A 25,922-nucleotide genomic window follows, 5' to 3' on the forward strand; every position below is an offset into this window, starting at 1 on the left:
AACCTGCCCTCGGGGTCCGTCTCCGGGTGTCCCCAAACCACCGACTACCCCGCCGCCGCCTTCGCTGCCTGGAAGTAGGCGATTCCCGGTGCGTCGGGGTTGCGCTTGCGCCAGCCCTTCACCATGAGCGTGTCGCCGAAGACGTTGTGCAGGGTGAGGATGCCGAATCCGACCCACGCCAGCAGCGCCGATCCCGCTGCCATGAAGGCGATCCAGACGCCGAGCCCGACGAACGCGGTCGTCAGGTGGTAGTACGCGAGCGGCGGCACGTGTCTTCGCGCCCGGAGCACGCCGGCCAGGATCGTCAGGCCCACCACGATGTTGAGCACCCAGCCCGCCAGGGCGATCGTCGCTGTCATGAATCGACGGTACTACGTTCGTAGTGTCCCGTCACTACGTTTATAGTAGAACCGTGACCAACCGCGACCGCGCTCTCGCCGCCGCCGTCGAGCTGCTGGGCACCGAAGGCCTGCGCGGCCTCACCCACGCCCGCGTCGACGACCGCGCCGACCTGCCGAAGGGCTCCACGTCGAACTACTTCCGCAGCCGCGCCGCCCTGCTCGACGGTGTCGTGGACTGGATGGTGCGCCAGGAGACCCCGCGGATCGAGGCGACCTTCAAGCCCGCGTCGGCCGAGGAGCTGATCGACCAGCTGTGCCGGCTCTACGGGTTCATGACCGGCCCGAACGCCGTCATGGTCAAGGCGCGCATGGTGTTGTGGGTGGAGGCGGCGACGAATCCTCAGGTGCGGCAGGCGTTGCTGCGCGGCCGGGCCACCATGGCCTCGATGCTCGTGCCGGCACTGGCCGGCCTCGGCGCGCGTGATCCGTTGGCCGCCTCGGACACGCTCGGCGCGTGCGTGCAGGGTTTGTTCCTGCAGCAGTTCGCGCGTGGTGAGGAGCTCGATCCCCGGCCACTGGTGGAGATCATCGTGAGAGGTGCCTTGCCGTGAATCGCTTCGGGAACGTCCACGCGTCCGCTCTGACATGATCGGCCCATGAGGTGCGTGGTGCTGGACGACTACCAGGGTGTGGCTCTCTCGAACGCCGACTGGTCGGGCCTCGACGTGACCGTGCTGCGGGAACACCTGGACGATCCCGCGGAGGCGCTGCAAGAGGCCGAATGCGTCGTGATCATGCGCGAACGCACCCCGTTCACGGCAGAGCTCCTCGCCCGTCTCCCCAAGCTGCGGCTGCTGATCACCAGCGGCATGCGCAACGCCTCGATCGACCTCCAGGCCGCGCGGGAACACGGCGTCACGGTCTGCGGCACCGGCAGCGCGAAGACCCCGCCGACCGAACTGACCTGGGCGCTCATCCTCGGCCTGGCCCGGCACCTCGCCGTCGAGAATGCGAACTTTCACAACAAAGGCCCGTGGCAGAGCACGGTCGGAGTCGACCTCGCCGGTGCCGCCCTCGGCCTGGTCGGCTTCGGGCATCTCGGCAAGGCGGTCGGACGTGTCGGCAAGGCGTTCGGCATGGACGTCGTCGCGTGGAGCCAGAACCTGACCGAGGACCGCACTGAAGCCGAGGGCGTGCGCAAGGCCTCGTCCCTGCGCGACCTGCTCGAACAGTCCGACTTCGCGTCCATCCACCTCGTGCTGAGCGACCGCACCCGAGGCCTCGTGGACGCGGCCGCCCTCGCCGCGATGAAGCCGTCGGCGTTCCTGATCAACACCTCCCGCGCCGCGATCGTCGACCAGAAGGCGCTGGTGGAAGTACTGCGCGACAACAGGATCGCGGGCGCGGGCCTCGACGTGTTCGAAACCGAACCCCTCCCGCTGAACGACGAGCTCCGCACGCTGCCGAACGTCCTCGCCACCCCGCACCTCGGCTATGTCACCGAGACCAACTACCGGACCTATTTTCAAGAGGCCGTTGAGGACATCCACGCGTTCATCCAGGGCACGCCCCTGAGGGAGCTGACCCACGCAAAGTAGCTCCACGGTCGGCCGAACGGGTGATTCGCCGCGACCGGCCGAACCACGGGTAACGCCTCCTTGTGGACTGCCGACTACTCGGTGGCGGCACAGGTGTGCCCTGCGTCACTCCACAACGGACAACTGACCTGGCAGCGAGGCGTCGGGGGCCACGCCGTCAAGAGGGCGGGTCGGCCATGCGGTATTCGCGGAGCAGCAGGCGGGCAGTAGCGGCGTTCACCAGCGGCGCGCTGGCGTTGCTCGGGCTGGTGGTCGTGAGCCCACCTGCCACGGCGCAGGCCCCGGACGTGCAGAAGATCCTCGCGGGGATCAGCGCGTTCGGCGACTTCTCGAAACAGCTCGCGAACGTCGGCAAGCTGGGGGAGGCGCTCCCGTTCCTGGGCGTCAGTCCGGGCGCGGCGCTCGGCTTCGGCGATCTGGTGGCCAAGACGGTGCACGACCCGTTGAAGGCCAAGGAGAACTTCCCGGACCTCGCGGGCACGTACCAGCTCGGCGACAGCAGACCGGGCACGCTGACGATCCAGACCAGTGACACCAACGGGATCAAGCGCGTCGACGCCACGCTGCACGTCACGACCGTGGCGGACAAGCAGCCGATCAGCGTCGCCGACCCGTCGGTCAGCTTCACCACGTCTGGCGCCGTGGACGTGACGTTCACCCTCGACGCCAAGTTCCACTTCGCCTACCAGGAGTCCACGAACTCGTTCTGGCTCGTGAAGGACAGCGACTCGCCGAAGTTCACCGTCGGTGCGAAGGGCGAGCTGGACGCACAGGCGACTCCCACCGCGGGTTTCGGCATCCTCGGCGTCGACCTCGACAAGGGCGCGAGCCACGTCACCGTCGAAGCGAACCTCACCGCGTCCGCCGACGACCCCAACGGCGACGGCAAGCTCACCGAGATCACGGAGTCCGGTGCCGCGGCGGGCTTGTTCCACATCGGACTCGGCAACCCGGCCGGCAAGGTCGACGCGAGCCTCAAGTTCACCTCGCAGCAGCTCGCCGGCGCGAACGTCGGCGGCCTCACCGGCACGATCGGCGTGCAGTGGCCGGACATCGCGAGCGGCGCGCCGTCGATCAGCGTCACCGGGCCGGATCTGGCCCAGCTCAACCGATTCACCACGCTCAGCCCGCGCGACCTGCTCGAAGGCCTGAGCCACCTGGTCAACTCGATCGAGGCCGTGCAGCGCGCCCAGTGGGGTTCGACGGCGGACCCGGTCGGCAACGTGAACCTGCCGTTCATGCGCGGCACGGTCGCCGACGCGGTCAAGGCGGGCAGCGCGCTCGCGAAGTTCGTCGACGACAACGTGTTCAAGCCCGAGGAGGACCCGGCCAAGGCGGGACTGCCGAAGTTCAGCTCGGTCCAGGAGCTCTTCACCAAGCTCAACGCCGGCCCGATCGCGGTGACCGGCGTGAACTACCGCGACGACGTGAAGAAGCTTGAATTCACGCTGACGATGAAGCAGGACGCGCCGCAGAACGGCGCACCGCTGGACGTCGTGGCCGAGCTGACCTCGGGGCAGGGCGACAACGTCACCTACACCGACACGACCCTCAAGCACGTCGGCAAGAGCAAGCCGTGGACCGTGGACGCGTTCAAGGGGCGCATCGTGTCCGCGGGCACCTCGCAGGGCGTCGTGAAGAGCAACACCGCCGACGAGATCACGCTCGAAGAAGGCTGGCAGGGCGGCAAGCCTGTCGACCACTCGCCGTACAAGGTGAACGCGCCTGACCCGATGACCGGCCAGGTGACGTTCGGCGACATCTTCTCCAGCAAGGGTCTCAAGGGTGCCAACGCGTTGAACGCCACCGCGACCGTCAAGCCGTCCTATGAGGCCAAGGCGACGCTGGTGCTCGACCTGCGTGACCCGATCAAGGGTGACGCGTGCAAGCCGCTCGACCCCGACGCCGCCGCGACCGGCTGCCCGTTCGCGGACAAGAACCCTGATGGCACCACCACGCTGGTGTCCAGCCTGCCGCGCACGCCTGACAGGTTCCTGCTGCGCACCGGCAGTCAGCTGCTCAAGGCTTCGGCCGCCGTCGACACCAACGTCGACGTCAACGGCAGCGTCGGCTACCTCAAGGTGCACATGTCCGGCGACCTGCACATGTCCACAAAGGACGGCTCGGCGGACATGCTGTCCATCAGCCTGAAGAAGGTCGGTGACGCGGACGGCGACCTGCCGCTGTCGCAGGTCTTCGCGAAGATCGTCGACAACCCGGACACCCCCGCCGCGGAACCCGAGAACCTGCTGAGCGTGTCGGTCGGCGCGAAGGCCACCGCCACGGTGAAGCTCGACGTCCCCGGCATCACCGACTTCTTCGGCGGCCCGGTGCAGGTCGGCGTCACCATGCCGGACATCTCCGACCCGGCGAACGTGCAGTTCACCGGCCTCGACGCGCTCGACAAGGCGAAGGCGTTCGACTTCGACCCGAACAACCCGCGCGCGATGTTCGGCCAGATCATCAAGGCGCTGCAGGTGCTCAACAGCTCCCTGCAGACCGTCGACGGCGACGGCAAGGTGAAGACCGCGCTGACCACGCCGCTGCCGGTCGTCGGCAAGTCGCTGACCGATCTGCTCGGCAGCGCGGACGCGGGCACCGGCAAGTACGGCAACACCACGGTCAACGGCGTGAACGTCGGATTCCTGCGTGACGACACCAGAACCGGCGACAAGGCGTTCGGACCCGATCTGCGCGGCCGGGCCGTGCTGGTCGGCACGCAGGTGATGGTCGTCGCGGCCGCCGACCCGGCCAACAACCGGGTGCTGCTCGCCGAGACGTGGGACAACGCACCCGCGGACGGCACGGCGTACGCGTTCCGCAGCCCGTTGGAGGACGCGGTCGACAAGCTCACCGCCTCGCCGCCGGACTACCTGCAGGACCTGGTCACTCAGCTCAACGCCGCACTTCCCACAGGCAGCGGCATCTCGTTCGCCTACCAGGTCGTCGACTCGAAGCCGTCCATCGTGCTGAAGATCGACGTGAAGCGGAAGGTCGCGACCTCGCAACCGGTCCGGTTCTCGTTCACCGACGACAAGGGCACCGCGCGCTCGTTGGTCGGCGCCGAGGGTGAGGCCACCGCGGACCTCGCGCTGACCGGCTCCACCAAGATCGGGTTCGTGCTGCCGCTGCAGGCAGGCGACGGGCCGAACGACGCCGCCGGCCTCAAGGTCCTGCCGGACTCCACTGTGGACATCACCGCGCACGGCGGCATCACCGGTGTGGTGAAGTCGTCGGTCGGCCCGCTGTCGATCGCGCTGGGCAACCCGAAGGGCCCGGAGAAGGCCGTCGCGAACGCCCACTACAACGCGCACCTCGGTTTCTCCGGCCAGAACCCGGTGTCGCTGACCGACTTCATCAAGGGCGTGTCCCTGACGTTGAACGGCGACAACCAGCCCGTGACGTGTCAAGGCGACCCGGCGCAGGGCACCGACCTCGCGCTGTGCGCGGTCATGCCCGTGTTCGTCAGCTCCGACAACACCAACTGGACCAAGCTGTCGAGCCCCGGCGACTCGTTCGTCGTCCGGCTGCCGCGTCAGGTCAGCAACCTCGACGAGGCGTTCTCGTTCAGCCCCGATCTGCCGAACAACGTCAAGCGCTTCGAGATGCCCACCGACATCGGGCAGAAGATCCTCGACGCGCTGCTGGACTTCTCGCAGTTCGGCGACGGCATCGAGAAGTACCTGGCGATGATCGAACGCGCGTTGCGGACTGCCGCGTTCGACGGCAAGCTGCCGCTGGTCGGCGACGACATCCAGCAGGGAGCCGACAAGTTCGGCCAGCTCAGAGCCAAGATCCAGGAGGCGATGACCCATCTGCCGGGCGGCGGCCGGGTGAACAACACCGGCGAGCTCCAGACGTGGGTCAACGACCACCTCAAGAACGCGGTCGGCAGTGCCGTCACGGTCGGGTTCACCTGTGACGCGACGCTTCTGCCCGCTACCAATGCCAAGGTCGTCACCCAGGGCACGGCCGGGACGAAGAAGTACGTCTACGGCGTGGTCGCGACCGCGCAGAACAAGGACGCGCCACCCGCCGTCGCCGAGATCACGACCGGCGCGGATCCGTTGACCGGCACCAACTTCAACCGCATCACGTGGACGAAGTCGCAGTACGCCACCGGGTACAAGGTGATCCGCAAGACCGACCCGAACGCGAACAACTGGGTCGTGATCAAGGGTGACCTGACCGCCAACGACGTGCAGTTCGACGACAAGGCGACACCGAACGGCGCGGCCTACGTGCCCGCCACGAGCAACCCGAAGCTGACGGACTGCCCGGCGGCGGCGTCGCTCGTCGACATCACCGGAGCCACGTTCACGTTCGACGTGTGCGACGGCGACGTCTTCGGTGACGACTGCACCAAAGAAACGCTGGCGCTGGAGAGCCCGCTCGACATCGGCATCCCGGGCCTGTCGCTGAAGGCCGCCGAGGGCGCGCCGAAGATGAAGGCGGCGCTGGGTTATCACCTGCACGTCAAGGTGGGCGTCGACAAGAGCAGCGGCTTCTACGTGGCCACGCACGACGGCGCCAACCCCGAGCTCGGCGTCAAGCTGAGCTTCACGCTGCCCGACGCGATGAAGGCACGCCTGGCGTTCCTCGACGTGGACCTGAAGCAGCACGCGGGCGGCGCGACCGATCTGTTCGCCGGCACGTTCGTCGTCGACCTGCACAAGAAGGGGCAGGCGGCGTGCTTCGAGAACTGCGGCGCGGCGAACGACGACCGGATCACGCTGGCGGACCTCGCCGACATCGGCCAGGTCACCAGCGTCTCGTTGAAGGCCAAGGTCGGCATCGACTGGGACTTCGACGTTTCGGCGGGCCCGCTGCCCGGCATCAACGGCTGGTTCCACCTGAAGTGGGAGTGGAACGCGTTCGGCGGCAAGCCCGGTGACGGCACACCGGAGATCGCGTTCAACAACGTCCAGCTCAACGCGGGCAAGTTCCTGGGCGAGGTGCTCAAACCGATCGTCGAGAAGATCGCGCTGTTCACCAAGCCGATCCAGCCGATCATCGACCAGCTGTACGCGCCGATCCCGGTGCTGTCGGACCTGTCGCGGGCCGTGGGCGGCGGTGACGTCAACCTGGTCACGATCGCCAAGGAGTTCTCGACCATCGCGGGCGGGCCGGACCTGGAGTTCGTGGACAAGATCCTGCGCGCGATCCAGCTGATCGGCAAGATCACCCAGAACGGCGGCGCGATCGACATCGGCAGCTTCGCCGTCCTCGGCGACAAGGCCAAGACCACGACGAACTCGCCGGACAACGCCGCGTCGCTGATCGACCCGAACAAGATCGATCTCAAACCGGGCGATCTCGCGGGGAAGATCGACGCCTCGGCCGGTGGCGCGAAGATCGTGTCCGACGGCGAGGAGGGCAACAAGGCCGGCTTCACGTTCCCGATCCTGAAGAACCCGTCCCAGCTGTTCGGCCTGATCATGGGCCAGGACGTGGACCTGATCCGGTTCGACTCGGGCCCGTTGCGCCTCGGCTTCTCCTACAGCCAGTCGTTCGGCCCGGTGTACGCGCCGCCGCCGGTGCTGGTGACGATCTCCGGCAGCGCGTCGGTGGAGGCCAGGTTCCGGGCGGGCTTCGACACGTTCGGCATCCGCAAGGCCGTCGAGTCCGGCAACGCCGTGACCATCCTGGACTCGATCTACCTGGTGACCCAGGACGAGTCCGGCAAGCCGCTGCCCGTCGTGACCTTCCGCGGTGAACTGGCCGCGGGCGCCGCGGTGAGCGTGGTGCTGATCGAGGTCGGCATCAAGGGCGGGGTCGCGCTGACGATCAACCTCACCTGGGCGGACCCGAACAACGACGGCAAGTTCCGGTTCTTCGAGTTCTCCAAGGTGGCGCTGAACAACCCGATGTGTCTGTTCAACATGGACGGGCGACTCAGCCTGTTCCTGAAGGTGTACATCACACTCGGGTTCTCGATCTTCAGCGTGTCGTTCGACTTCACGCTGGCCGACATCACGTTGCTCGACTTCTCCGTGAAACCGGACTGCTCGCCGCCACCACCCGTGCTCGCGCACAAGGACGGTTCGACGCTGGTACTGCACATGGGCAACGGCGACATCGGCAAGCGCGGCCACTCCGCGTGGACGGCGAACAACAACGAGGAGAAGTGGACGATCACGCAGCTCGTCAAGGACGGCGGCGGGTTCGACGGCTTCGCCGTGAGCGCGCTGGGCTTCCGCGAGGAGTTCCGCGACCCGAACCTGACCAAGGTCCTCGGCAACGCCACGGGTGACACCGGGAAGCGGATCATCGTCTTCCAGGGTGACGGCGACAAGAGCGGCGCCAAGGACGACGCGAAGGCCGAGGCGAAGCCGTTCGACAAGGACGTCGAGGTCACCGGTGGTTCCGGCGACGACTCGATCAAGACCGGCATCGGCAAGTCGGTCGTGAACGGCGGTCCCGGTAAGGACCAGATCACCACGGGCGACCTCGCGGCTGCCTTCGGTGGCAAGGGCAACGCCGTGGTCGACGGTGGTGCGGACGACGACACGATCACCCTCGGTGGCGCGGACGACTTCGTGTCCGGTGGCTCTGGCAAGGACCGCATCGCGGCCGGGCTCGGCAAGAACCGGATCGACGGCGGTGCGGACGACGACAACATCGGCATCGGCTCCGACAGCCCGCTCGCGGCGAGCAACCCCGGCAAACCGGAGTACGTCGCGCAGGCCAACACGATCATCGGCGGGACCGGCAGCGACCGGATCTCCGGTGGCTCGGGTCCCGACACGATCTACACCGGCACCGAGGAGGCGACCGACGTCGACGCCAAGGGTCCGGCCGACATGGGCTTCAACGGCGACAACGCGAAGGACGCGGTCAACGTCGTGGACACCGGCACGGGTTCGGACACCGTGTACGGCAGCCAGGGCGTGGACTTCGTCACCGGTCACTCGTTGAAGGACCAGGTCGACGACATCCGCGGTGGCGGCAACGACGACGTGCTGACGGGTGGCTACGGCAAGGACAAGGTGTACGGCGGCCCGCAGGACGACTACGTCATCGCGGAACCGTCCGATGTGGACGACAAGATCGGTTCCGGTGACTTCGGCCCGATTCGCAACGTCAAACACCGCGTGCTGCCCGCCGGTGTCACGCCGTCGTCGAAGCTGCTGGTCGGCGGCTACGGCAACGACCACGTCATCGGTGGTGACGGTGGCGCGGAGGTCTTCGGCGACAAGCACGCGAACCCGTGCACGCCGCCGAGCAACGATCCCGTGTCGATGCCGCCGGCCGAGCCGCTGGACGACCAGGACGGCCGCGACCTGATCACGGGTGGCACCGGCGTCGAGATCGTCGCCGCCGGTGGCGCCGCGGACAACGTCGATGCCAAGTCCGGCAACGACCGCGTGTGCGGACAGCTCGGTGACGACGTGCTGGCCGGCGGCAACGACGACGACGTCGTGTACGGCGGTGGAGGCAAGGACCTCGTCTACGGCGACGCCGGTGTCGACAACCTGTTCGGCAACAACGACGACGACACGTTGTACGGCGGTTCGCAGGACGACACCATCGAGGGCAACAACGGTGTCGACCACGCGTTCGGCGGCTCGGACAACGACCGCGTCATCGGCGGTACGCGCAAGGCCGGTGAGCCCGACGTCGGCGACTTCCTCTACGGCGACGCGGGCAACGACATCGTGATCGGCGACAACGGCGTCGACGGGCCGTTCGACCTCGACGGGGCGAACCCCGCCGCTGGTGGCGCGGACTTCGTCTTCGGCGGTGAGGGCGACGACCGGGCGTTCGGCGGTCTCGCGCACGACGAGGTGTTCGGTGGCCCGCAGGACGACTACCTGGAGGGCAACAACGCCGATGACCTCGTGCACGGTGACGCGGGCGAGGACCGGATCATCGGTGGCAGCTCCGAGGTGGCCGGCAACGCGGGTCGTCCGGACGCGGGTGACACCCTGTTCGGCGACGCGGGGCCCGACCTGATCGCCGGTGACAACGCGCGTCTGTCCCTTGTGGACGCGGCGCAGGCCACGCAGGTCACGACCGGGCGCGGGTTCGCCAAGGCGCACAAGGTCGAGCTGCTCGACCTCGGGTACACGCCCGCCGCGGGCACTTCCGGCAAGGACAAGATCAGCGGTGGTGGCGACTCGGACGTGATCTACGGTCAGGGCGACGAGGACACCATCACCGGTGACGGTTCGGACGACTACGCCGAGGGTGGCCCGGCGCGGGACAAGATCGACGGCAACGACGGCCAGGACGACCTCGTGGGCGGTAGCTCGACCGAGGACTCGCCCGGCGTGGGCCAGCCGGACGCCGGTGACGTCATCCACGGCAACAACGACTCGGACGTGGTGCTGGGTGACAACGGCAGGCTGGTGCGCGGTGGAACGCCGCACCGGGTCGTGCAGGAGCGCGGGATGACCGCACGCGAGATCTCCCTGTACGACCTCGGGCTCACCCCGCACGCCGACTCGTCCGGCCCGGACGAGGTCGACGGTGACAACGACAACGACGTGATCATCGGCCAGGCCGGGCCCGACCGGTTGAAGGGCAACAACGCCGACGACTACGTCGAGGGCTCGCAAGGCGTCGACTGGATCGAGGGTGACGACGGCAACGACGATCTGGTCGGTGGCAGCAACACCGCGTTGTCCGGCACGGGCGACAACACCGCGGGCCAGCTGGACTCCGCTGACGCCGTGTTCGGCGGCCGCGGCGACGACGTGGCCATCGGTGACAACGGCGTGATCCTGCGCCCGATGGTCGTCGAGGTCCCGACCCGGGCTACGGTCAGGCTGTCCTCCGCTGGTGGAAACCCGGCCGCACAACGGATCGTGAAGCGTTACGACCTGCAGGCCGGACCGGGTGATCGCTACGGCGACGACCGGATGTCCGGTGGCGCGGGTGTGGACGTGCTGTGGGGTCAGGACGGCGGGGACTTCCTCACCGGTGACGGCAACGCCGACTACCTCGAGGGCAACGGCGGCGCGGACGTGCTGCGCGGTGACCGCGGGCTCGGTTCGCCGTCGTCCGAAACCACCGTGGTCCCGCTGGCCGATCCCGGCTGGCCTGGTGCGCCGAGTGCCGAGCTCGTGGGCGAGGCACCCGACGGCCAGGACGACATGATCGGCGGCAGCACCATCCAGGGCTTCCGCGACGGTGGTGACGCGTTCGAGGGCAACGGCGAGGACGACGTCCAGCTCGGTGACAACGGTTCCCTGAGGCGCACGCTGCAGGGCAATCCGGGGTCGATGAGCGAGCAGGTCTACACCGAGCGCTACAAGTCCGGTGCCATGCCTTCTAACGCAACGGTTTCTCGTGTGGCCGACATCGGTCCGTCCACGCGCTTCTGCACGACGGCGCAGGCCACGTGTGAGGTGCTCGGCGCGTTCGGCAACGACACGATGTACGGCGACGACGGCAACGACGGTATGTGGGGTCAGGACGGCAACGACACCATGTACGGCCAGAACGGCGACGACGACATGTACGGCGAACTCGGCGACGACGTGATGTACGGCGGCGACGGCGAGGACGCCATGCTCGGCGACCGCGGTGGCGTGGTCAACGAGTACATGAACGCCAACGACGTCGCGTCGAAGAGCTTCACCAGTCAGCTGAGCTCGGTGCCGCAGGAGAACTACACGGGCTTCCGCGCGGACACGTACGACCGCCGCGTGGACCTGCTGCACGACGTCAACGGCGACCAGTTCGTCGGCGGTTCTTCCGCGCCTGCCATGCCGCACAACGGCATCGCGGAAGGCGGCAACGACCGCATGCGCGGTGGCCAGGGCAACGACAACATCCACGCCGGGTACGGCGACGACCTGGTCAACGCCGACAGCGGCGGCGACCAGACGTTCGGCGGCGACGGCGCGGACGTCCTGTGGGGCGGCAAGGGCTGCGACCCGGTGGTCAACGCTGCTACGCCCGACTGCCTGACCAACGGCACGTTCGACGCCTCCTCGCGCGGCACGAACGACAGGTTCGTCGACCACACCTTCGGTGGCGTCGGCGGTACTTCTACCGCGTCGCAACAGGGTGCGCTCGGGTCCGACGTGCTCGACTTCAACCCGCGCGGCTCCTACCCCGGCAACTGCGCGCAGGGCCTGTGGCCGCAGACGCTCGGCGACGGCGCGATCGACCCGTGCCTGTGGTTCGAGATGACCGAGAAGACCAACGACAACCCCGCGGTGCCTTCCACTCTCGCGGACAACCAGCACCACGACGGCACCGACTGGATCTACGGCGGCTGGGACCGCGACGTCCTGCAAGCCGACCGCGCGCAGAACGGCCCCAACCCCGGTGACCGCCTGATCGACTGGAACGGCGCGTACAACCTGTACACGCACTGTCCCGCGTCCTATGGCGGCTACAACGACATCCGCCAGCACAGCCCCGGCATGCAGACCTTCCTGCAGAAGCTGGCCTGGGGCTCCGGTGCCGGCCAGACCGTGAACGACGCGTTGACCAGCGGCACCTCGGCGTTCCGCGAACTGGCGCTGGTCTACCCGGCCGACAACAACCAGCACGGCATCGGCCCCGCCTATCCGACGACACCGGGTCACTTCGACTCACCGGTGTCCTGCACCGATTGAGAGGATCTGGCAGTAGTTACCTACTGGTAGTAAGTTCGGCGTCATGACGCCTGACGCTTCCGCGCACATCGATGTCGCTGCCTCACCGCAGCGGGTGTTCGACCTCGTCAGCGATCTGCGTGGGTTGAGCGGTGTGGCGGAGGAGTACTCGGGAGGCCGGTGGCTGGGTGCCACCGGCCCTTCCGTTGGGGCCCGTTTTCGCGGCCTGAACCGCCGTGGCTGGCGGGTGTGGCCGACGACTGCCACGGTCACGGACTGTTCAGCCTCGCGGTTCGCGTTCGAGGTGAAGTCTCTCGGCATGGCGGTGTCGCGCTGGCAGTACGACATCGAACCCACCGACGACGGCTGCCGCGTCACCGAGTCCACCTGGGACCGCCGCCCGTCCTGGTACGTACCGGTCACCGTGCTGGCAACGGGTGTGAAGGACCGCGCGGTGACGAACCAGGCCAACATCGAGTCGACGCTGGCCCGGCTCAAGCAGGCTGCCGAAGCCTGACGGTCAGTACCGCCAGACGTTCACCTCCATGCCGCGCTGGGCGGCATAGGTGTGCGGGTTCCACTGGTGGACGCGGATGATCTCGTCGTTCTGCCAGTTGGAGTCGACGACGTTGAACCAGCCACCGCCGAGGTTGTCCATCACGATCGCCGTGTGCATGCCGGGCTCGTACCGGTCGCCGTAGCCGCGCACGTTGATCTGGATGACATCACCCCGCCACGCCGCGCTGGGGTCGATGCGGCCGAAGCCCTCCTTGACGAAGTCGCTGTAGTAGCCGCCGCCGAGCGCGACCTCACCGCGTGACGCCTCGCGGAAGATGTCGTTCACGAACTGCTTGCACTGATCACCCCACTGCCCCTGCCGGCTCGCGGCCAGGTTCGCGGCGTTGACGGGGTTGAACGTCGGCGACGCCTGCGTGGCCGTCGTGAGGCTGAGCATCGCCATGATCGCCGCGATCAGCGTGACGAGAAATCTGCGTTGCACCGGTGTGTTTCCCTTCGGTTGGTCCGATGACGTCTCCGATGTCATCCCGAGGGGGAGTTGTCGTCTGCGGTCGCGCTGTCCACGTCACGTGCCGTCGACAATCGGACAATTGTCCGTGCAGGTCAGAGGGGGAATGTGTGGCGGGGAGACCGGAGCGTGCGCTGGACCTCGGTTCGGGTCCGGTGGCGGAGTTCGCGGCGGGCCTCCGGGCGTTGAGGGAGTCGGCGGGCTCGCCGTCGTACCGGAAGATGGCGACTGACACGCACTACGCGCCGTCGACGCTCGCGTACGCCGCTGCGGGACGACGCCGCCCAACGCTCGACGTGACCCTCGCGTACGTGCGCGCGTGCGGGGGAGACGAGAGTGAGTGGCGCACACAGTGGGAGGCGCTAGCCCCACCCACCCCTGCTGATTCGGTACGCGGGGCCCTTGCGTGTGCTCCTGCAGTACGAAAGCTCCCCGCGTACTACAAGCAAAGCTGGGGGTGGTGGGCTGCTGCGGTAGTGATGCTGTTGCTGACCACTGGCGCGTCGGGAGCGGTGTCCAGACCGGAGTCGGTGTACTGCCCTGGTGTCGCGGGGCCTGGTGTGTGGGAGGGGAAGACCCACCCCGACGGCGTGATCGTGCGTTCCGGCCCCGGCAAGGACTTCCCGTCGAAAGGCGAGCGGCTCCCCGGCGGCTGCACTCTCCCGCTCGCCGGCTTCTGCCACGGCCAGACGCTGCGCGACGCCTGGCTCGACCTCCCGGACAACCGCTGGTTCCGCCTCAACGACGGCCGCTTCGTCGCCTCGACGGTCGTGTTCGGCAACCCCGGTCCGGACGTCGAGGCCCAGCCGTGTGCGGGCGGCATCGGCCCGCCGGAGCTCACGGCCCTCGAAGGAAACCTGACCGTGAAAGGTGAGCGCCTGCCCATGGTCGGCATCGCCCGCCTTCGTGAGGACCTGCGCTGGGAGCAGGTCGCGCTGGTCCCGGCCGACCACGACCGCGCCACCACGAGCCTCGCGGAACCTCCCGGAACCCGGATCGCCGTCGTCGCGTGTGCCGCCGCGGCGTGGCCACAGCAGGGGATCGCCGCGATCGTCACCGAGCACGGGCTGGTGGATCAGACCGACCGGGTCGCGGACCCGCAGGCCAGGCACGCAGCTTGCCGCGCACCCGACCGTCCGGCCGCCCACCAATGACAACCGGACAGAAACACTCACATTTTCACGCACACTCCAACAGGCACCAACAGCAGCGACCACGCCCGTGAGCTGCAAACATCGGAGGACCGGAACTGAATCCGGTCGCTTGTGCCCGTTGTAAACGCTCTCAGGGACGTGGGAGCGTGGCCAAACGACGGTTGACACGCCGTTAACGCCCGCGTTCAATGCCCGCAAATATCCTATAGGATCAGAGATCCGAGGAGTTGGCGTGGCAAAGGTCGTCAGTGCCGAGGCGTTCCAGGTCGACGTTCCCGTCGAGACCCTGCGCACGGACGCGGTCCAGCAGTTCGTCAAGCAGGAGACCGTTTTCGTCGAGATCACGACCGACGACGGCCTGTCCGGACTGGGCTACGCCTACACGATCGGCACGGGCGGCAGCTCGGTCCTCGCTCTCCTGAAGGACCACCTGCTGCCCCGCCTCATCTCCCAGGACGCGCGCAGGATCGAGCACGTCTGGCAGGACCTGTTCGCGAGCACGCGCAGCACCACGGTCGGCGCGATCACCTCGCTCGCGCTGGCCGCCGTGGACACCGCGCTGTGGGACCTGCACTGCCGCAGGGCCGGGGAACCGTTGTGGCGCATGGCAGGCGGCCACAAGCAGGAGGTGCCGCTGTACGACACCGAAGGCGGCTGGCTGCACCTGTCCACCGAGGATCTGGTCAAGGGCGCCAAGGAGACGGCGGCCCAGGGCTGGCAGGGCATCAAGATGAAGGTCGGCAAGCCCGACCTCACCGAGGACGTCGAACGCCTCGAAGCGGTGCGCGCGGCCGTCGGCGAGCGGTTCGCGATCATGGTCGACGCCAACCAGTCCATGACGAGCGCCGAGGCCATCAGGCGCGCGCAGGCCTTCCGGAACGTCAACCTGGCCTGGCTGGAAGAGCCGCTGCCGGCCGACGACGTGAGCGGGCACGTCAAACTCGCCCAGAAGACGACGATTCCGATCGCGGTGGGCGAGTCGCTGTACTCGGTGGCCCAGTTCCGCGAGTACCTCGAACGCGGTGCCGCCTCGATCATCCAGGTCGACGCGGCGCGGATCGGCGGCATCACGCCGTTCCTCAAGGTCGCGCACACCGCGGAGGCGTTCAACGCCGACGTCTGCCCGCACTTCCTGATGGAGCTGCACGTCAGCCTTGCCGCCGCGCTGCCCAACGGCAAGTACGTCGAGCACATCCCGCAGCTGCGCGCCATCACCAAGAGCGAGATGACCGTCCACAACGGACACGCGCTCGCCCCGGACACGCCAGGTCTCGGCATTGATTGGGACCGTGACGCGATGGAAGACCTCAGGGTCGCCTGATTCAAACCGCCGGAAATCACAAAGGAGTGGTCTTGAGAGCGTTAGGTGTCGTTGCCGGCCTGCTCGCGTCGCTGATCGCGGTCCCCGCCTCAGCCCAGGCACCGGAAGTGCAAGCACAGAAGATCGCCGACAAGCCCTACATGGGCTGGAGCAGCTGGAGCCTGCAGGCGACCAACTACCCCGGCGTGAACCCGGACGGCCCCGCGAGCTTCCTCAACGAGAAGAACGTCCTGGCGCAGACCGACGTCCTCGCCGCGAAGTTCAAGAGCCACGGCTACAACCACGTCAACGTCGACGCCGGCTGGCTCGGCTCGTTCGACGAGTACGGCCGCCCGGTCGCGGACGCCAAGAAGTTCCCGCACGGCATGAAGTGGCTCGGCGACTACGTGCACGGCAAGGGCCTCAAGTACGGCTCCTACCTCGCGGTCGGCCTCGACCTGAAGGCGTACAACGACGGCAACACGCCGATCTACAACGCTCCCGGCTGCACCACCAAGGACATCGTCTACCCGGACCTGCGCAAGACCAACGGGTGGGAGATGGCCTACAAGATGAACTTCGACAACCCGTGCTCGCAGAAGTACATCGACTCCATCGCCGGAGTCCTCGCGGGTTACGGCGTCGACTTCCTCAAGCTCGACGGCGTCGGCCCCGGCAGCTTCAAGGGCGGCGAGCGCTTCGACAACACCAGTGACGTCAAGGCGTGGAACACCGCGCTCAAGAACACCGGCCGCCCCATCGAGTTCATCATTTCCTGGGCGCTGAGCCACCGCCAGGCCGACGTGTGGAAGGCCAACACCAACGGCTGGCGCGTCGACACGGACGTCGAGTGCTACTGCAACACGCTCGTCACCTGGAACAACTCGGTGAAGCAGCGCTGGAACGACGTCGTGCAGTGGATCGACGACGTCGGCCCCGGCCGCTGGAACAACCTCGACAGCCTCAACGTCGGCGTCGGCGAGATGGACGGCATCACCGAGGCCGAACGCCAGAGCTACATGACGCTGTGGGCGATCTCGAACTCCCCGCTGTACCTGGGCGACGACCTCACCAAGATCGACGACTACGGCTACCGGCTGCTCACCAACGACGAGGTCATCGGCATCGACCAGGCCGGCATCCCGGCCCGTCCGGTCGACCAGCACTCCGACCAGCAGGTCTGGTACGCCCGCAACGCCGACGGCAGCTACACCGTGGCGCTGTTCAACCTCGGCGCCACGCCCGCCAAGGTCACCGCGGACTTCGCGCAGCTCGGCATCAACGGAAACGCCAAGCTCCGTGATGTGTGGTCCCGCAAGGACATCGGCCAGGCCAACGGCTCGTTCAGCGCCGACCTGCCCGTGCACGGCTCGAAGCTGCTGAAGATCACCCCGCGCGCGGCCGTCTCCCCGGCCGTGGTCCAGGGCACCGGCGCCACGCCGACCAGCATCGCGCTGAAGTGGCAGGGCAAGACCGGCGTCCGCTACGACGTCTACGCGGGCAACAAGAAGGTCGCCACGACCACCAGCACCAACGTGAACATCACCGGCCTCACCCCGGCGACGAGCTACGAGTTCACCGTGGTGCAGAACGGCAACCGCTCCAAGCCGGTTTCCTTCGTGACGCCCAAGGAATCCGTCACCTACGAAGCCGAGAAGGGCAGCCTCGGCGGCGGTGCGACCGTCTACGGCTGTGAGTGCTCGGGCGGCAACAAGGTCGGGTACATCGGCGGTAGCGGCATTCTCACGATGCCGACGGTGAACGTGCCGAAGGAAGGCACCTACCTCGTCGAGTTGTCCTATGTGGACGCCAGCTCCAGCCGGACCGGCATCTTCACGGTCAACGGCACCAGCTTCAAGCTCCCGGTCGCCGGCGCGAACGACGACAACTGGGGCCTGGCGCAGAAGGTGACCGTCCCGATCTACCTGCTGGCCGGCAACAACACGATTCGCATCGGCAACCCCGACGACTCCGTGTTCGACGTCGACGCGATCCGCATCTAACCCCACCGCAAAGAAATCCCACCCCAGAACAGGAGGCGTCGTGGTGACAGCCGTGCAAGACTCCAGCGCCCATGTCGTGCGTGGACCTGCCACCACGGCGCCTCCACCCACAGCCCGCCGCCGCAAGGGCCCCGCTTCCCGCCGCAACGACACGTGGGTCGCGTGGATGCTCGTCGCGCCCGCCATCCTCGGGTTCGGCGTGTTCTTCGCCTACCCGATGCTGCGCGGCGTCTACCTCAGCTTCACCGAGTTCCACATCCTCAGCCCACCGGTGTGGACGGGCCTGCGAAACATCCAGGAACTGATCAACGACGGCCGGTTCTGGCACTCGCTGGGCGTCACCGCGTACTTCGTCGTGCTGACCACGATTCTGGGTGTCGGCATCTCGCTGCTCACCGCGGTCGTGCTGCACCGCCTGAACGTCAACACGACCGTCCGCGGCCTGATGATCCTGCCGTTCCTCATCTCCGGCGTCGTCACGGCACTGGTGTGGACGTGGATGCTCGACCCGCAGCTCGGCATCGTGAACCAGCTGATCACCTGGGTCTTCGGCGAGCCGATCAAGTTCTTCGGCTCGGACACCTGGGCCGTGCCGACACTGGCCGCGCTCAACGTGTGGAAGTCGATGGGCTACAACGCGGTGCTCATCTTCGCGGGCCTGCAGACGATCCCCGTGTCGATCTACGAGGCCGGCCGGATCGACGGCGCGTCGGAGTTCCAGATGTTCCGCTCACTCACCCTGCCGCTGCTGCGGCCGATCCTGGTGATGGTCGTGATCCTCAACGTGATCAGCGCGACCCAGATCTTCGACATCGTCCAGGTCAGCACCAAGGGCGGTCCGGCGGACGCCTCGCTGGTGCTGCAGATGTACATCTACGACAAGGCGTTCGGCCAGTTCGACTTCGGCTACGCCGCGACCATGTCGCTCGCCCTGTTCCTGATGCTCGTCGCCGTGACCTTCACGCAGATGCGGATGGCACGCGCCAGCGAGTCCGACACCGACTGAGGAGCTTCGATGACTGCATCGATGAGGCTCGGCAGGGGCCTGGCGTGGGGCTACATCATCGTCATCCTGCTGGTCACGATCTTCCCGTTCTACTGGATCCTGCGCACCGCGCTGTCCAACAACTTCGCGATGTCCACGGACCCGTCGTCGTTGCTGCCGGTGCACTTCACGTGGGGTCCGTTCAAGCGCGCTCTGGGGCTCGCGACGCCCGCTGAAGCCGCTCTGGAGAACGGGTCGGGTGCGAAGATCGACCTGGCACTCGCGTTGTGGAACTCCATTGTGTACGCGGGAGTTCTGACGCTGTGCACGGTCGTGTTCTCGGCGCTGGCGGCCTACGCGTTCGCCCGGCTGCGGTGGAAGGGCCGGGACCTCGTGTTCGGGGTGTTGCTGACCGCGCTGATGGTTCCGTCGGTGTTCACGCTGCTGCCGAACTTCGTGCTGATGAAGGACCTGGGGCTGCTCAACACGTTCGGCGGCATGATCCTGCCGGGCGCGTTCTTCTCCGCGTTCAACATCTTCTTCCTGCGGCAGTTCATGCTCGGGCTCTCGCACGAGGTCGAGGAGGCCGCGATCATCGACGGCGCCGGGCCGTTGCGCGTGTGCTTCCGGATAGTGCTGCCGATGAGCGTCGCGCCGATGGCGACGCTGACGCTGCTGCAGTTCATCAGCACCTGGAACGACTACTTCTGGCCGTTGCTCGTCACCAACGACGAGTCGGTGCGGCCGCTCACCCTCGCTCTGGCGGTGTTCAAGCAGTCCTCACCGCAGGCCTCGCTCGACTGGGCCGGACTGATGGCGGCGACGCTGGTCGCGGCGCTGCCGATGCTGCTGCTGTTCGTCGTGTTCGGGCGGCGGCTGGTCAACTCCATCGGCTTCACGGGGATCAAATGAGACTCAACTGGCCTGCTCCGGCGCAGGAGTGGACCGAGGCGCTGCCCGTCGGCAACGGCCGCCTCGGCGCGATGGTGTTCGGCGGGGCCGGCCGGTCCCGCGTACAGGTCAACGACGCGACCGTGTGGTCCGGCACCGCTGACGGGCCTTCTCGTGCGCTGGCTGACGTGCTGGCTGCCGGAGCCGGTCCCGAGCGGCTCGCCGAGGCCCGCGCGGCGATCTTCTCCGGCGATCTCCAGCGCGCCACTGACCTGCTGATGTCGTTCGAAGGCCCGTACAGCCAGACGTTCCTGCCGTACGTGGACCTGTGGATCACCCTGCCGGACGGCGTCTCCCGGGGTCGCACGCTCGACCTGCGAACCGGCGTCGTGACGGAGCACCTCACGATCGGGAACGAGGGGGTGCTGCGCCGCGTCTGGGCCTCGGAAACCGCGCTGTGCGTGGAGATCATCGGCGCAGTCCCGCTCGACGTGGAGCTGACGACCCCGTTGCGCGAGGTGTCCAGGGAAGGGCTTTCGCTCGTCGTCGACATCCCCGTCGACTCGGCGCCCCGGCACGAACCGCAGGTCGACGCCCCGGTCTACGGGGAGGGCGAACGCGGCGTGGTACGGGCGCGGGTCGAGCAGGACGGCCCGAGCTGGAAGCTGACGCTCACCAGCACCACCACGACCGAGTCACATTGGCACGGCAAGCGGTCCAGCGACCTGATGACGTTGCTGAACGCCTGCGAAGTCCAGTTCGGCGACGTGCCCGACGAGGTGGACGTGCCGGAGTTGCTGGCCGGCAAGGACGAGCAGCTCACCGCGTCCGTGCTGTTCGCGTTCGGCCGCTACCTGCTGGCGTCCTCGTCCCGGCCCGGTGCGCCGCCCGCGAACCTGCAGGGCATCTGGAACGGCGAGCTGCGCCCCGCGTGGTCGTCGAACTACACGATCAACATCAACACCCAGATGAACTACTGGGCGGCCGAGGTCACCGGGCTCGCCGAGTGCCACGAACCGTTGCTGGAGCTGCTGGAAAAGCTCGCGGTCAACGGCGCCGAGGTGGCACGGGAGCTCTACGGTGCGCGCGGCTGGGTGGCCCACCACAACACCGATGCGTGGGGCTGGTCGCTGCCGGTCGGCATGGGCCACGGCGCGGTGTCCTGGGCGCTGTGGCAGATGGGCGGCGCCTGGCTCGTCCAGCACGCCTGGGACCACTACGACTTCGCCCGCACCTGGTCCACATTGGAGCGTGCGTGGCCGCTGCTGCGCGGCTGTGCGGAGTTCTGCCTCGACTGGCTGGTCGAGGGCCCGGACGGCTACCTCGACACGTGCCCGTCGACGTCGCCGGAGAACTGGTTCCTCGATTCTGACGGCAAACCGCAGGCGCTGACGTGGTCGGTGACCATGGACGTGATGCTGATCCGTGCCGTGTTCGAACGGACTTTGGCGCTGGCGCTGGCATCGGGCCGCACTGATCCGCTGCTCGCGGAGATCTCGGCCGCGCTGCCCCGGTTGCGCCCTGTCCCGGTGTTCGACGGGCGGCTGGGGGAGTGGGTTTCCGATCTGCCTGAGGAAGACCCCACCCACCGGCACATGTCGCACCTCGTGTCCGTCTACCCGCTCGGCCAGATCGTCGCCGGCACGCTGCTCGGTGACGCGGCCGTCGCCACGATGGACCGGCGCGGCAACGGCGCGATGGGCTGGTCGTGGGCCTGGAAGATGGCGCTGCGGGCGCGTTTGAGCGACAGCGAGACCGTGCGGTCGTTGCTGTCCGAAGCCTCGCAGGCGTTCACCGGCGACCGGCACCGCGACGCCCCGTTCGACGGCTCGGAGTGGGGCGGCCTGCTGCCGAACCTGTTCAGCACGCACCCGCCGTTCCAGATCGACGGCAACTACGGCTTCACGGCGGCCCTCGCCGAAGTCGTGGTGCAGAGCCACACCGGCGTGATCGACATCCTGCCCGCGCTGCCTTCCGGCTGGTCCCGCGGCTCTGCTCGCGGCTTGCGCTGCCGCGGCGGGCTCGCGGTCGACGTCACGTGGGACGAAGGAGACGTGCTGGTGCGAGTGCGCCGGGTGTCCGGTGACGCCTCGGAGTTCGTGCCGGTGAGCATCGGCGGCGAGGTCACCGAGGTCGTCGTGAGTGACGTCGTGGAAGTGCGCGGGAGGATTTCGTGCTGACCGATCTGGGGCTGGACGACCTGTGGGACTACCGCAGCTCGTACCTCCGGCCTGATGACTTCGACTCGTTCTGGGACTCGACCCTGGAGGAGGCTCGCTCGCTGGAGCTCAAGGTCGAGGCAGTCCCGGTCGACACACCACTGCAGACGCTCGACGTCTACGACGTGACGTTCTCGGGCTTCGGCGGCCATCGGATCCGTGCCTGGCTGCGGACTCCTCGCGGTGTTTCCGGCCTGCCCGCGGTGGTGCAGTACCACGGCTACGGCAGCAACCGGGGGAGCGCGGTCGAGAACCTGACCTGGGCCAGCGCCGGGTTCGCGCACCTGCAGGTCGAGGTGCGCGACCAGCGCGGCGGCGCCGGGTTCATGACGCGCGGCATCGCCGACCGGAACACCTACTTCTACCGCCGCGTCTTCACCGACGCCGTTCGCGCGGTGGATGCCGTGCGAGCGCTGGGTTCTCGGGACGTGGCCGTGATCGGCAACAGCCAGGGCGGCGGAATCGCCTTGGCCGTAGCGGGTCTCGTGCCCGATCTGGCCGCGGTGCACGCCCAGGCCCCGTTCCTGTGCGATTTCCGGCGTGCTCTCAACGTGTGCGGCCGACCGCCGTTCACCGAGCTGACCACCTACATCGCCGAGAACCGCCGTTCCGACATCTTCCCGACACTGTCCTATTTCGACGGTATCGGATTCGCCGCCAGAGCCCGGGCCAGTGCCTGGTTCTCGATCGGCCTGATGGACGACATCGTGCCGCCGTCCACCGTGTTCGGCGCCTACCACGCCTACGCCGGACCCCGGCAGATCCAGGTCTGGGAGCACAGCGCCCACGAGGCGGGCGGCTCCGACGACCTCGACATCGCAATCGACGCCTTCCGTTCCCGTCTCTTGGAGAAAGCATGAGAATCGCCGCCGCTTCTCTGGCAGCAGCTCTGGTACTCGCCGGCTGCTCGTCAGGTTCCGACTCCGGCTCCAGCAACACCGTCAACTGGTGGACCTGGGACGACAAGCAGGCAGTCGCCTACGGTGAGTGCGAGAAGGCGTTCGAGGCCGCCAACCCCGGCACCGACGTGAAGATCACCCGCTACAACGTCGACGACTACTTCACCAAGCTCACCGCCGGTTTCGTGGCGGGCACCGCGCCCGACGCGTTCCAGAACTCGGTGCAGTTCCTCCAGGCCTACGCCGGGCAGCACCAGCTGATGCCGCTGGACGACCTGATCACCAAGTCTGCTGTGGACCTGAAGAAGTACTCGGTCGGCGTCGACAACTGGAAGTTCACCGACGGCAAGCAGTACGCGCTGCCGCTCGACTGGGCCGCCGCCGGCATCTACTACCGCAAGGACTCGCTGCAGCAGGCCGGCATCTCCGAGGCCGACGTGGCCAAGATGACCTGGAACCCCGACGACGGCGGCACGTTCGAGAAGATCGTGGCTCGGTTGACCATCGACAAGAACGGCAAGCGCGGAGACGAGCCGGGCTTCGACAAGAACGCCATCGCCACCTACGGCGTCGGCGCCATCGCGGGCCGCAGCTTCATCGGCGAGACCACGTGGGCTCCCCTGGTCGCCACGCTGGGCTGGAAGTTCGGCGACAAGGACCAGTGGCCCTCCAAGTTCAACTACACCGACCCGCGCTTCGTGAAGACGATGAAGTGGGTGACGGCGCTGACCGAGAAGGGCTACTCCCCGAAGCTCGGCACCTTCACCACCGGCAACCAGTCCACGATCTCCGACATCGACCTGGTCGGCTCCAACAAGACCGCGATGACCATCGGCGGCTCCTGGTCCGCGCCGTCGTTCGGCAAGATCCCCGGCGTGCCCGTGGGCATCGCGCCGACGCCGCTCGGCCCTGACGGCAAGCGCGCGGTGCTGTCGAACTCCAACGGCAACAACATCTGGGCCGGCACCAAGAACCCGGACCTGACCTGGAAGTGGGTCAGCTACATGGGCAGCGAGGAGTGCCAGACCAAGGCAGGCGCCACCGGCACGTTCTTCCCGTCGATTCCAGCTGCCATGGACAACACGGTCACGTCGATGAAGTCCCAGGGCGTGGATCTGTCGGTCTACAACCAGTACGTGAAGGACGGCGTGCTCTTCCCGTCCACCGCCTACGCCAACGGCTCGGCAGTGCAGTCCGCCGAACAGCCCCTCTTCGAGGCCTACTTCGGCGGGCAACGCTCCGATGACGTGTTCGCCGAGATGGAACGCGTCTCGCAGGAGATACTGGCCAAGAACTGAACAGGAGTCCCAGGAGTGGTGTTGCGGATACCGACCAGGCGCGTGCTCGCGGATGACGTCTACGAGCAGATCCGCGCGCTGATCATGAGCGACGGCATGGAACCGGGCGCCCGCGTCAACATCGACGAGGTAGCGCGCCAGCTCGAGGTGTCCCCAACGCCGGTCCGGGAGGCCCTGGCCCGCCTCGAGTCCGAAGAACTGGTCAGCAGGCTCCCGTTGCGCGGCTACCGCGTGACGGACCTGCTGAACCGCAAGCAGGTCGACGACCTGTACGCGCTGCGCCTGCTGCTGGAGCCGCCGTCCGCGGCTCTGGCGGCAGCCCGCATGACTCCCGAGAACGCTTTGCTGATCGAGGAGGAGCTGGCGACCTGCCCGGCAGCTCCCGCCGACAACGCCTACGACGACTACAAGAACCTGACCGCGCACGACCAGCGGTTGCACGAGCTGATCCTGCGCAACGCGGGCAACGAGGCCGTGCTGCAGTCGTTCGCCAAGACCCACTGCCACCTGCACCTGTTCCGGCTGAACTTCCAGCAGCCGTTCGGAGTGCAGACCATCACCGAGCACCGCGCGATCGTGGACGCGCTGATCGCCGGCGACTCGGCGGCGGCCGGCGCGGCCATGACCGCGCACCTGGAGGTCGCGCGGTCCCGCTTACTGGACCGGATGTAGCCAGCTGACCAGCGCACGCCACGCGGGGGACGAGAACGCGAGCATCTCGCCGCCCGCGTTCTTCGAGTCCCTGACCAGTGCGTCGTGGGCCAGCGACACCTCGACGCACTCGCCGTCTTCCGTCCCGTCGCTGTAACTGCTCTTACGCCAGGTGCGGTCCTGCATCATCGAGGTCCTCTCGCGGTTCGCTGACGTACTCCGCCAGCACCTGCCGCGATTGTTCCGCACTCAAGGCGACCTCATCCAGGCGGTCGAAGAGAAGCCTGGTCCGCGCGATCGCGCCCGGACCCTGCACGAATATCTTCGCGATGGTCTCGCTGAAGACAACAGGCCGTGCTTTCTCGTACTCCCACAGCACACAGTTGGGGGCGACAAGGGGCGCGTCCGCCCGCACGATCCTCAGGACGTGCGTGTTGTGCAGCAGGCGCGCGTACTGCTTCTCCATGATCAGCTGGTTTCCGACCTGCAATTGGAGCGCGTGCTCATGGACGAAGAACAAGCAAGCCGGTCGATCGTGCCGACGGAGAATCGCCTGACGGTCCGTCCGGAACTGGACGACGGTGGGGATGCGTTCCTCGGTCACGACTCCGGTCAGCCGGTAGAGGCCGTCCGCGTACTCAGGTGTCTGGAGCAGGCCGGGCATCGACTGCACCGAGTAGCTGGTGATCGTGGTGGCGGTGGACTCGGCCATCGCCAACGTCCTGAGGTTGCCGGGGACCTGGACGATGTACTCGTCGAACGCGTATCGGTAGCGCTGCTTGAACTCTTCGTAGAAGTCGATGTCCTTGCCGCACATCGAGAGGTACTGCACCAGGTCGATCTCGCTGGCGCGCGCTTTCCCGTGCTCTATGGTGGACACCTTGCTGGGATCCCAGCCGAGCTTGATCGCGAGCGCGTTGCCGTTCAGTCCGGTGCACGTCTCGCGCAACCGCCGCAGCTCGTCGCCAAGATCCCTGCTGTACGCGCGCACCTCGACCTGCGT

At 67.4% G+C, this 25,922-nt stretch carries 17 protein-coding genes and 1 pseudogene; 14 read left to right on the top strand and 4 right to left on the bottom strand.

Going from position 1 to position 25,922, the window contains the following annotated elements; genetic code table 11:
• Nucleotides 1–44: 44 nt before the first annotated feature.
• Nucleotides 45–359 carry a hypothetical protein gene (locus ABZX92_RS34200; protein ID WP_355568698.1) on the bottom strand — a complete coding sequence of 105 codons (315 nt, stop codon included), beginning with the start codon at nucleotides 357–359 and terminating at the stop codon, nucleotides 45–47.
• 53 nt (nucleotides 360–412) lie between these two features.
• Here ABZX92_RS34200 and ABZX92_RS34205 point away from each other — a divergent pair, with 53 nt between their 5' ends.
• The 4 genes from ABZX92_RS34205 (at nucleotide 413) to ABZX92_RS34220 (ending at nucleotide 13,009) form a co-directional block, all read left to right on the top strand.
• The gene (locus tag ABZX92_RS34205; protein ID WP_355568700.1) at nucleotides 413–952 is read left to right on the top strand and encodes a TetR family transcriptional regulator C-terminal domain-containing protein; all 540 of its coding nucleotides are present in this window, start codon (nucleotides 413–415) and stop codon (nucleotides 950–952) included.
• A gap of 45 nt (nucleotides 953–997) precedes the next feature.
• Nucleotides 998–1,939: a D-2-hydroxyacid dehydrogenase family protein gene (locus tag ABZX92_RS34210; protein WP_355568703.1), complete on the top strand. Its 942-nt coding sequence runs from the start codon at nucleotides 998–1,000 to the stop codon at nucleotides 1,937–1,939.
• Nucleotides 1,940–2,115: 176 nt separating this feature from the next.
• Nucleotides 2,116–12,513 (top strand): calcium-binding protein, encoded by a 10,398-nt coding sequence (locus tag ABZX92_RS34215; protein WP_355568706.1) that lies wholly within the window; start codon nucleotides 2,116–2,118, stop codon nucleotides 12,511–12,513.
• Between the two features lie 43 nt (nucleotides 12,514–12,556).
• On the top strand, nucleotides 12,557–13,009 hold the full coding sequence (locus ABZX92_RS34220; protein ID WP_355568709.1) for an SRPBCC family protein: 453 nt from the start codon (nucleotides 12,557–12,559) through the stop codon (nucleotides 13,007–13,009).
• Nucleotides 13,010–13,012: 3 nt separating this feature from the next.
• On the opposite strand, the gene ABZX92_RS34225 is transcribed toward ABZX92_RS34220, so the two are convergent.
• Nucleotides 13,013–13,492 (bottom strand): hypothetical protein, encoded by a 480-nt coding sequence (locus ABZX92_RS34225; protein ID WP_355568712.1) that lies wholly within the window; start codon nucleotides 13,490–13,492, stop codon nucleotides 13,013–13,015.
• 38 nt (nucleotides 13,493–13,530) lie between these two features.
• Between ABZX92_RS34225 and ABZX92_RS34230 the strand changes: the two are divergent.
• From ABZX92_RS34230 to ABZX92_RS34275, 10 genes and pseudogenes are all read left to right on the top strand, one after another.
• Nucleotides 13,531–13,854 (top strand): annotated as a pseudogene (locus ABZX92_RS34230) (helix-turn-helix transcriptional regulator); the annotation flags it as partial.
• 177 nt (nucleotides 13,855–14,031) lie between these two features.
• The gene (locus ABZX92_RS34235) at nucleotides 14,032–14,673 is read left to right on the top strand and encodes a hypothetical protein (RefSeq protein WP_355568743.1); all 642 of its coding nucleotides are present in this window, start codon (nucleotides 14,032–14,034) and stop codon (nucleotides 14,671–14,673) included.
• A gap of 232 nt (nucleotides 14,674–14,905) precedes the next feature.
• Nucleotides 14,906–15,994 (top strand): mandelate racemase/muconate lactonizing enzyme family protein, encoded by a 1,089-nt coding sequence (locus ABZX92_RS34240; RefSeq protein ID WP_355568715.1) that lies wholly within the window; start codon nucleotides 14,906–14,908, stop codon nucleotides 15,992–15,994.
• 32 nt (nucleotides 15,995–16,026) lie between these two features.
• Nucleotides 16,027–17,976, top strand: coding sequence for a CBM35 domain-containing protein (locus ABZX92_RS34245; RefSeq protein ID WP_355568718.1), 1,950 nt, complete (start codon nucleotides 16,027–16,029; stop codon nucleotides 17,974–17,976).
• A gap of 43 nt (nucleotides 17,977–18,019) precedes the next feature.
• Complete coding sequence (locus tag ABZX92_RS34250) at nucleotides 18,020–18,982, top strand: sugar ABC transporter permease (protein ID WP_355568721.1); 963 nt, start codon at nucleotides 18,020–18,022, stop codon at nucleotides 18,980–18,982.
• A gap of 9 nt (nucleotides 18,983–18,991) precedes the next feature.
• Nucleotides 18,992–19,873: a carbohydrate ABC transporter permease gene (locus ABZX92_RS34255; protein WP_355568723.1), complete on the top strand. Its 882-nt coding sequence runs from the start codon at nucleotides 18,992–18,994 to the stop codon at nucleotides 19,871–19,873.
• Nucleotides 19,870–22,032: a glycoside hydrolase N-terminal domain-containing protein gene (locus ABZX92_RS34260; protein WP_355568726.1), complete on the top strand. Its 2,163-nt coding sequence runs from the start codon at nucleotides 19,870–19,872 to the stop codon at nucleotides 22,030–22,032. The genes ABZX92_RS34255 and ABZX92_RS34260 overlap by 4 nt, the downstream gene beginning before the upstream one ends.
• Nucleotides 22,026–22,931: an acetylxylan esterase gene (locus ABZX92_RS34265; protein WP_355568728.1), complete on the top strand. Its 906-nt coding sequence runs from the start codon at nucleotides 22,026–22,028 to the stop codon at nucleotides 22,929–22,931. The genes ABZX92_RS34260 and ABZX92_RS34265 overlap by 7 nt, the downstream gene beginning before the upstream one ends.
• Nucleotides 22,928–24,268 (top strand): sugar ABC transporter substrate-binding protein, encoded by a 1,341-nt coding sequence (locus ABZX92_RS34270; RefSeq protein ID WP_355568731.1) that lies wholly within the window; start codon nucleotides 22,928–22,930, stop codon nucleotides 24,266–24,268. The genes ABZX92_RS34265 and ABZX92_RS34270 overlap by 4 nt, the downstream gene beginning before the upstream one ends.
• Before the next feature lie 42 nt (nucleotides 24,269–24,310).
• Complete coding sequence (locus tag ABZX92_RS34275; RefSeq protein ID WP_355568734.1) at nucleotides 24,311–24,940, top strand: GntR family transcriptional regulator; 630 nt, start codon at nucleotides 24,311–24,313, stop codon at nucleotides 24,938–24,940.
• Here ABZX92_RS34275 and ABZX92_RS34280 read toward each other — a convergent pair.
• Both ABZX92_RS34280 and ABZX92_RS34285 read right to left on the bottom strand, forming a co-directional pair.
• Entirely contained in the window at nucleotides 24,923–25,105 is a 183-nt protein-coding gene (locus tag ABZX92_RS34280; protein WP_355568737.1) for a DUF397 domain-containing protein, read from the bottom strand. The genes ABZX92_RS34275 and ABZX92_RS34280 overlap by 18 nt on opposite strands.
• On the bottom strand, nucleotides 25,083–25,922 hold an 840-nt coding region (locus ABZX92_RS34285; RefSeq protein WP_355568740.1), incomplete at its 5' end, for a helix-turn-helix transcriptional regulator. The genes ABZX92_RS34285 and ABZX92_RS34280, both read right to left, overlap by 23 nt.

The organism is Lentzea sp. NPDC006480 (genome assembly GCF_040611995.1).
Lineage (GTDB): Bacteria > Actinomycetota > Actinomycetes > Mycobacteriales > Pseudonocardiaceae > Lentzea.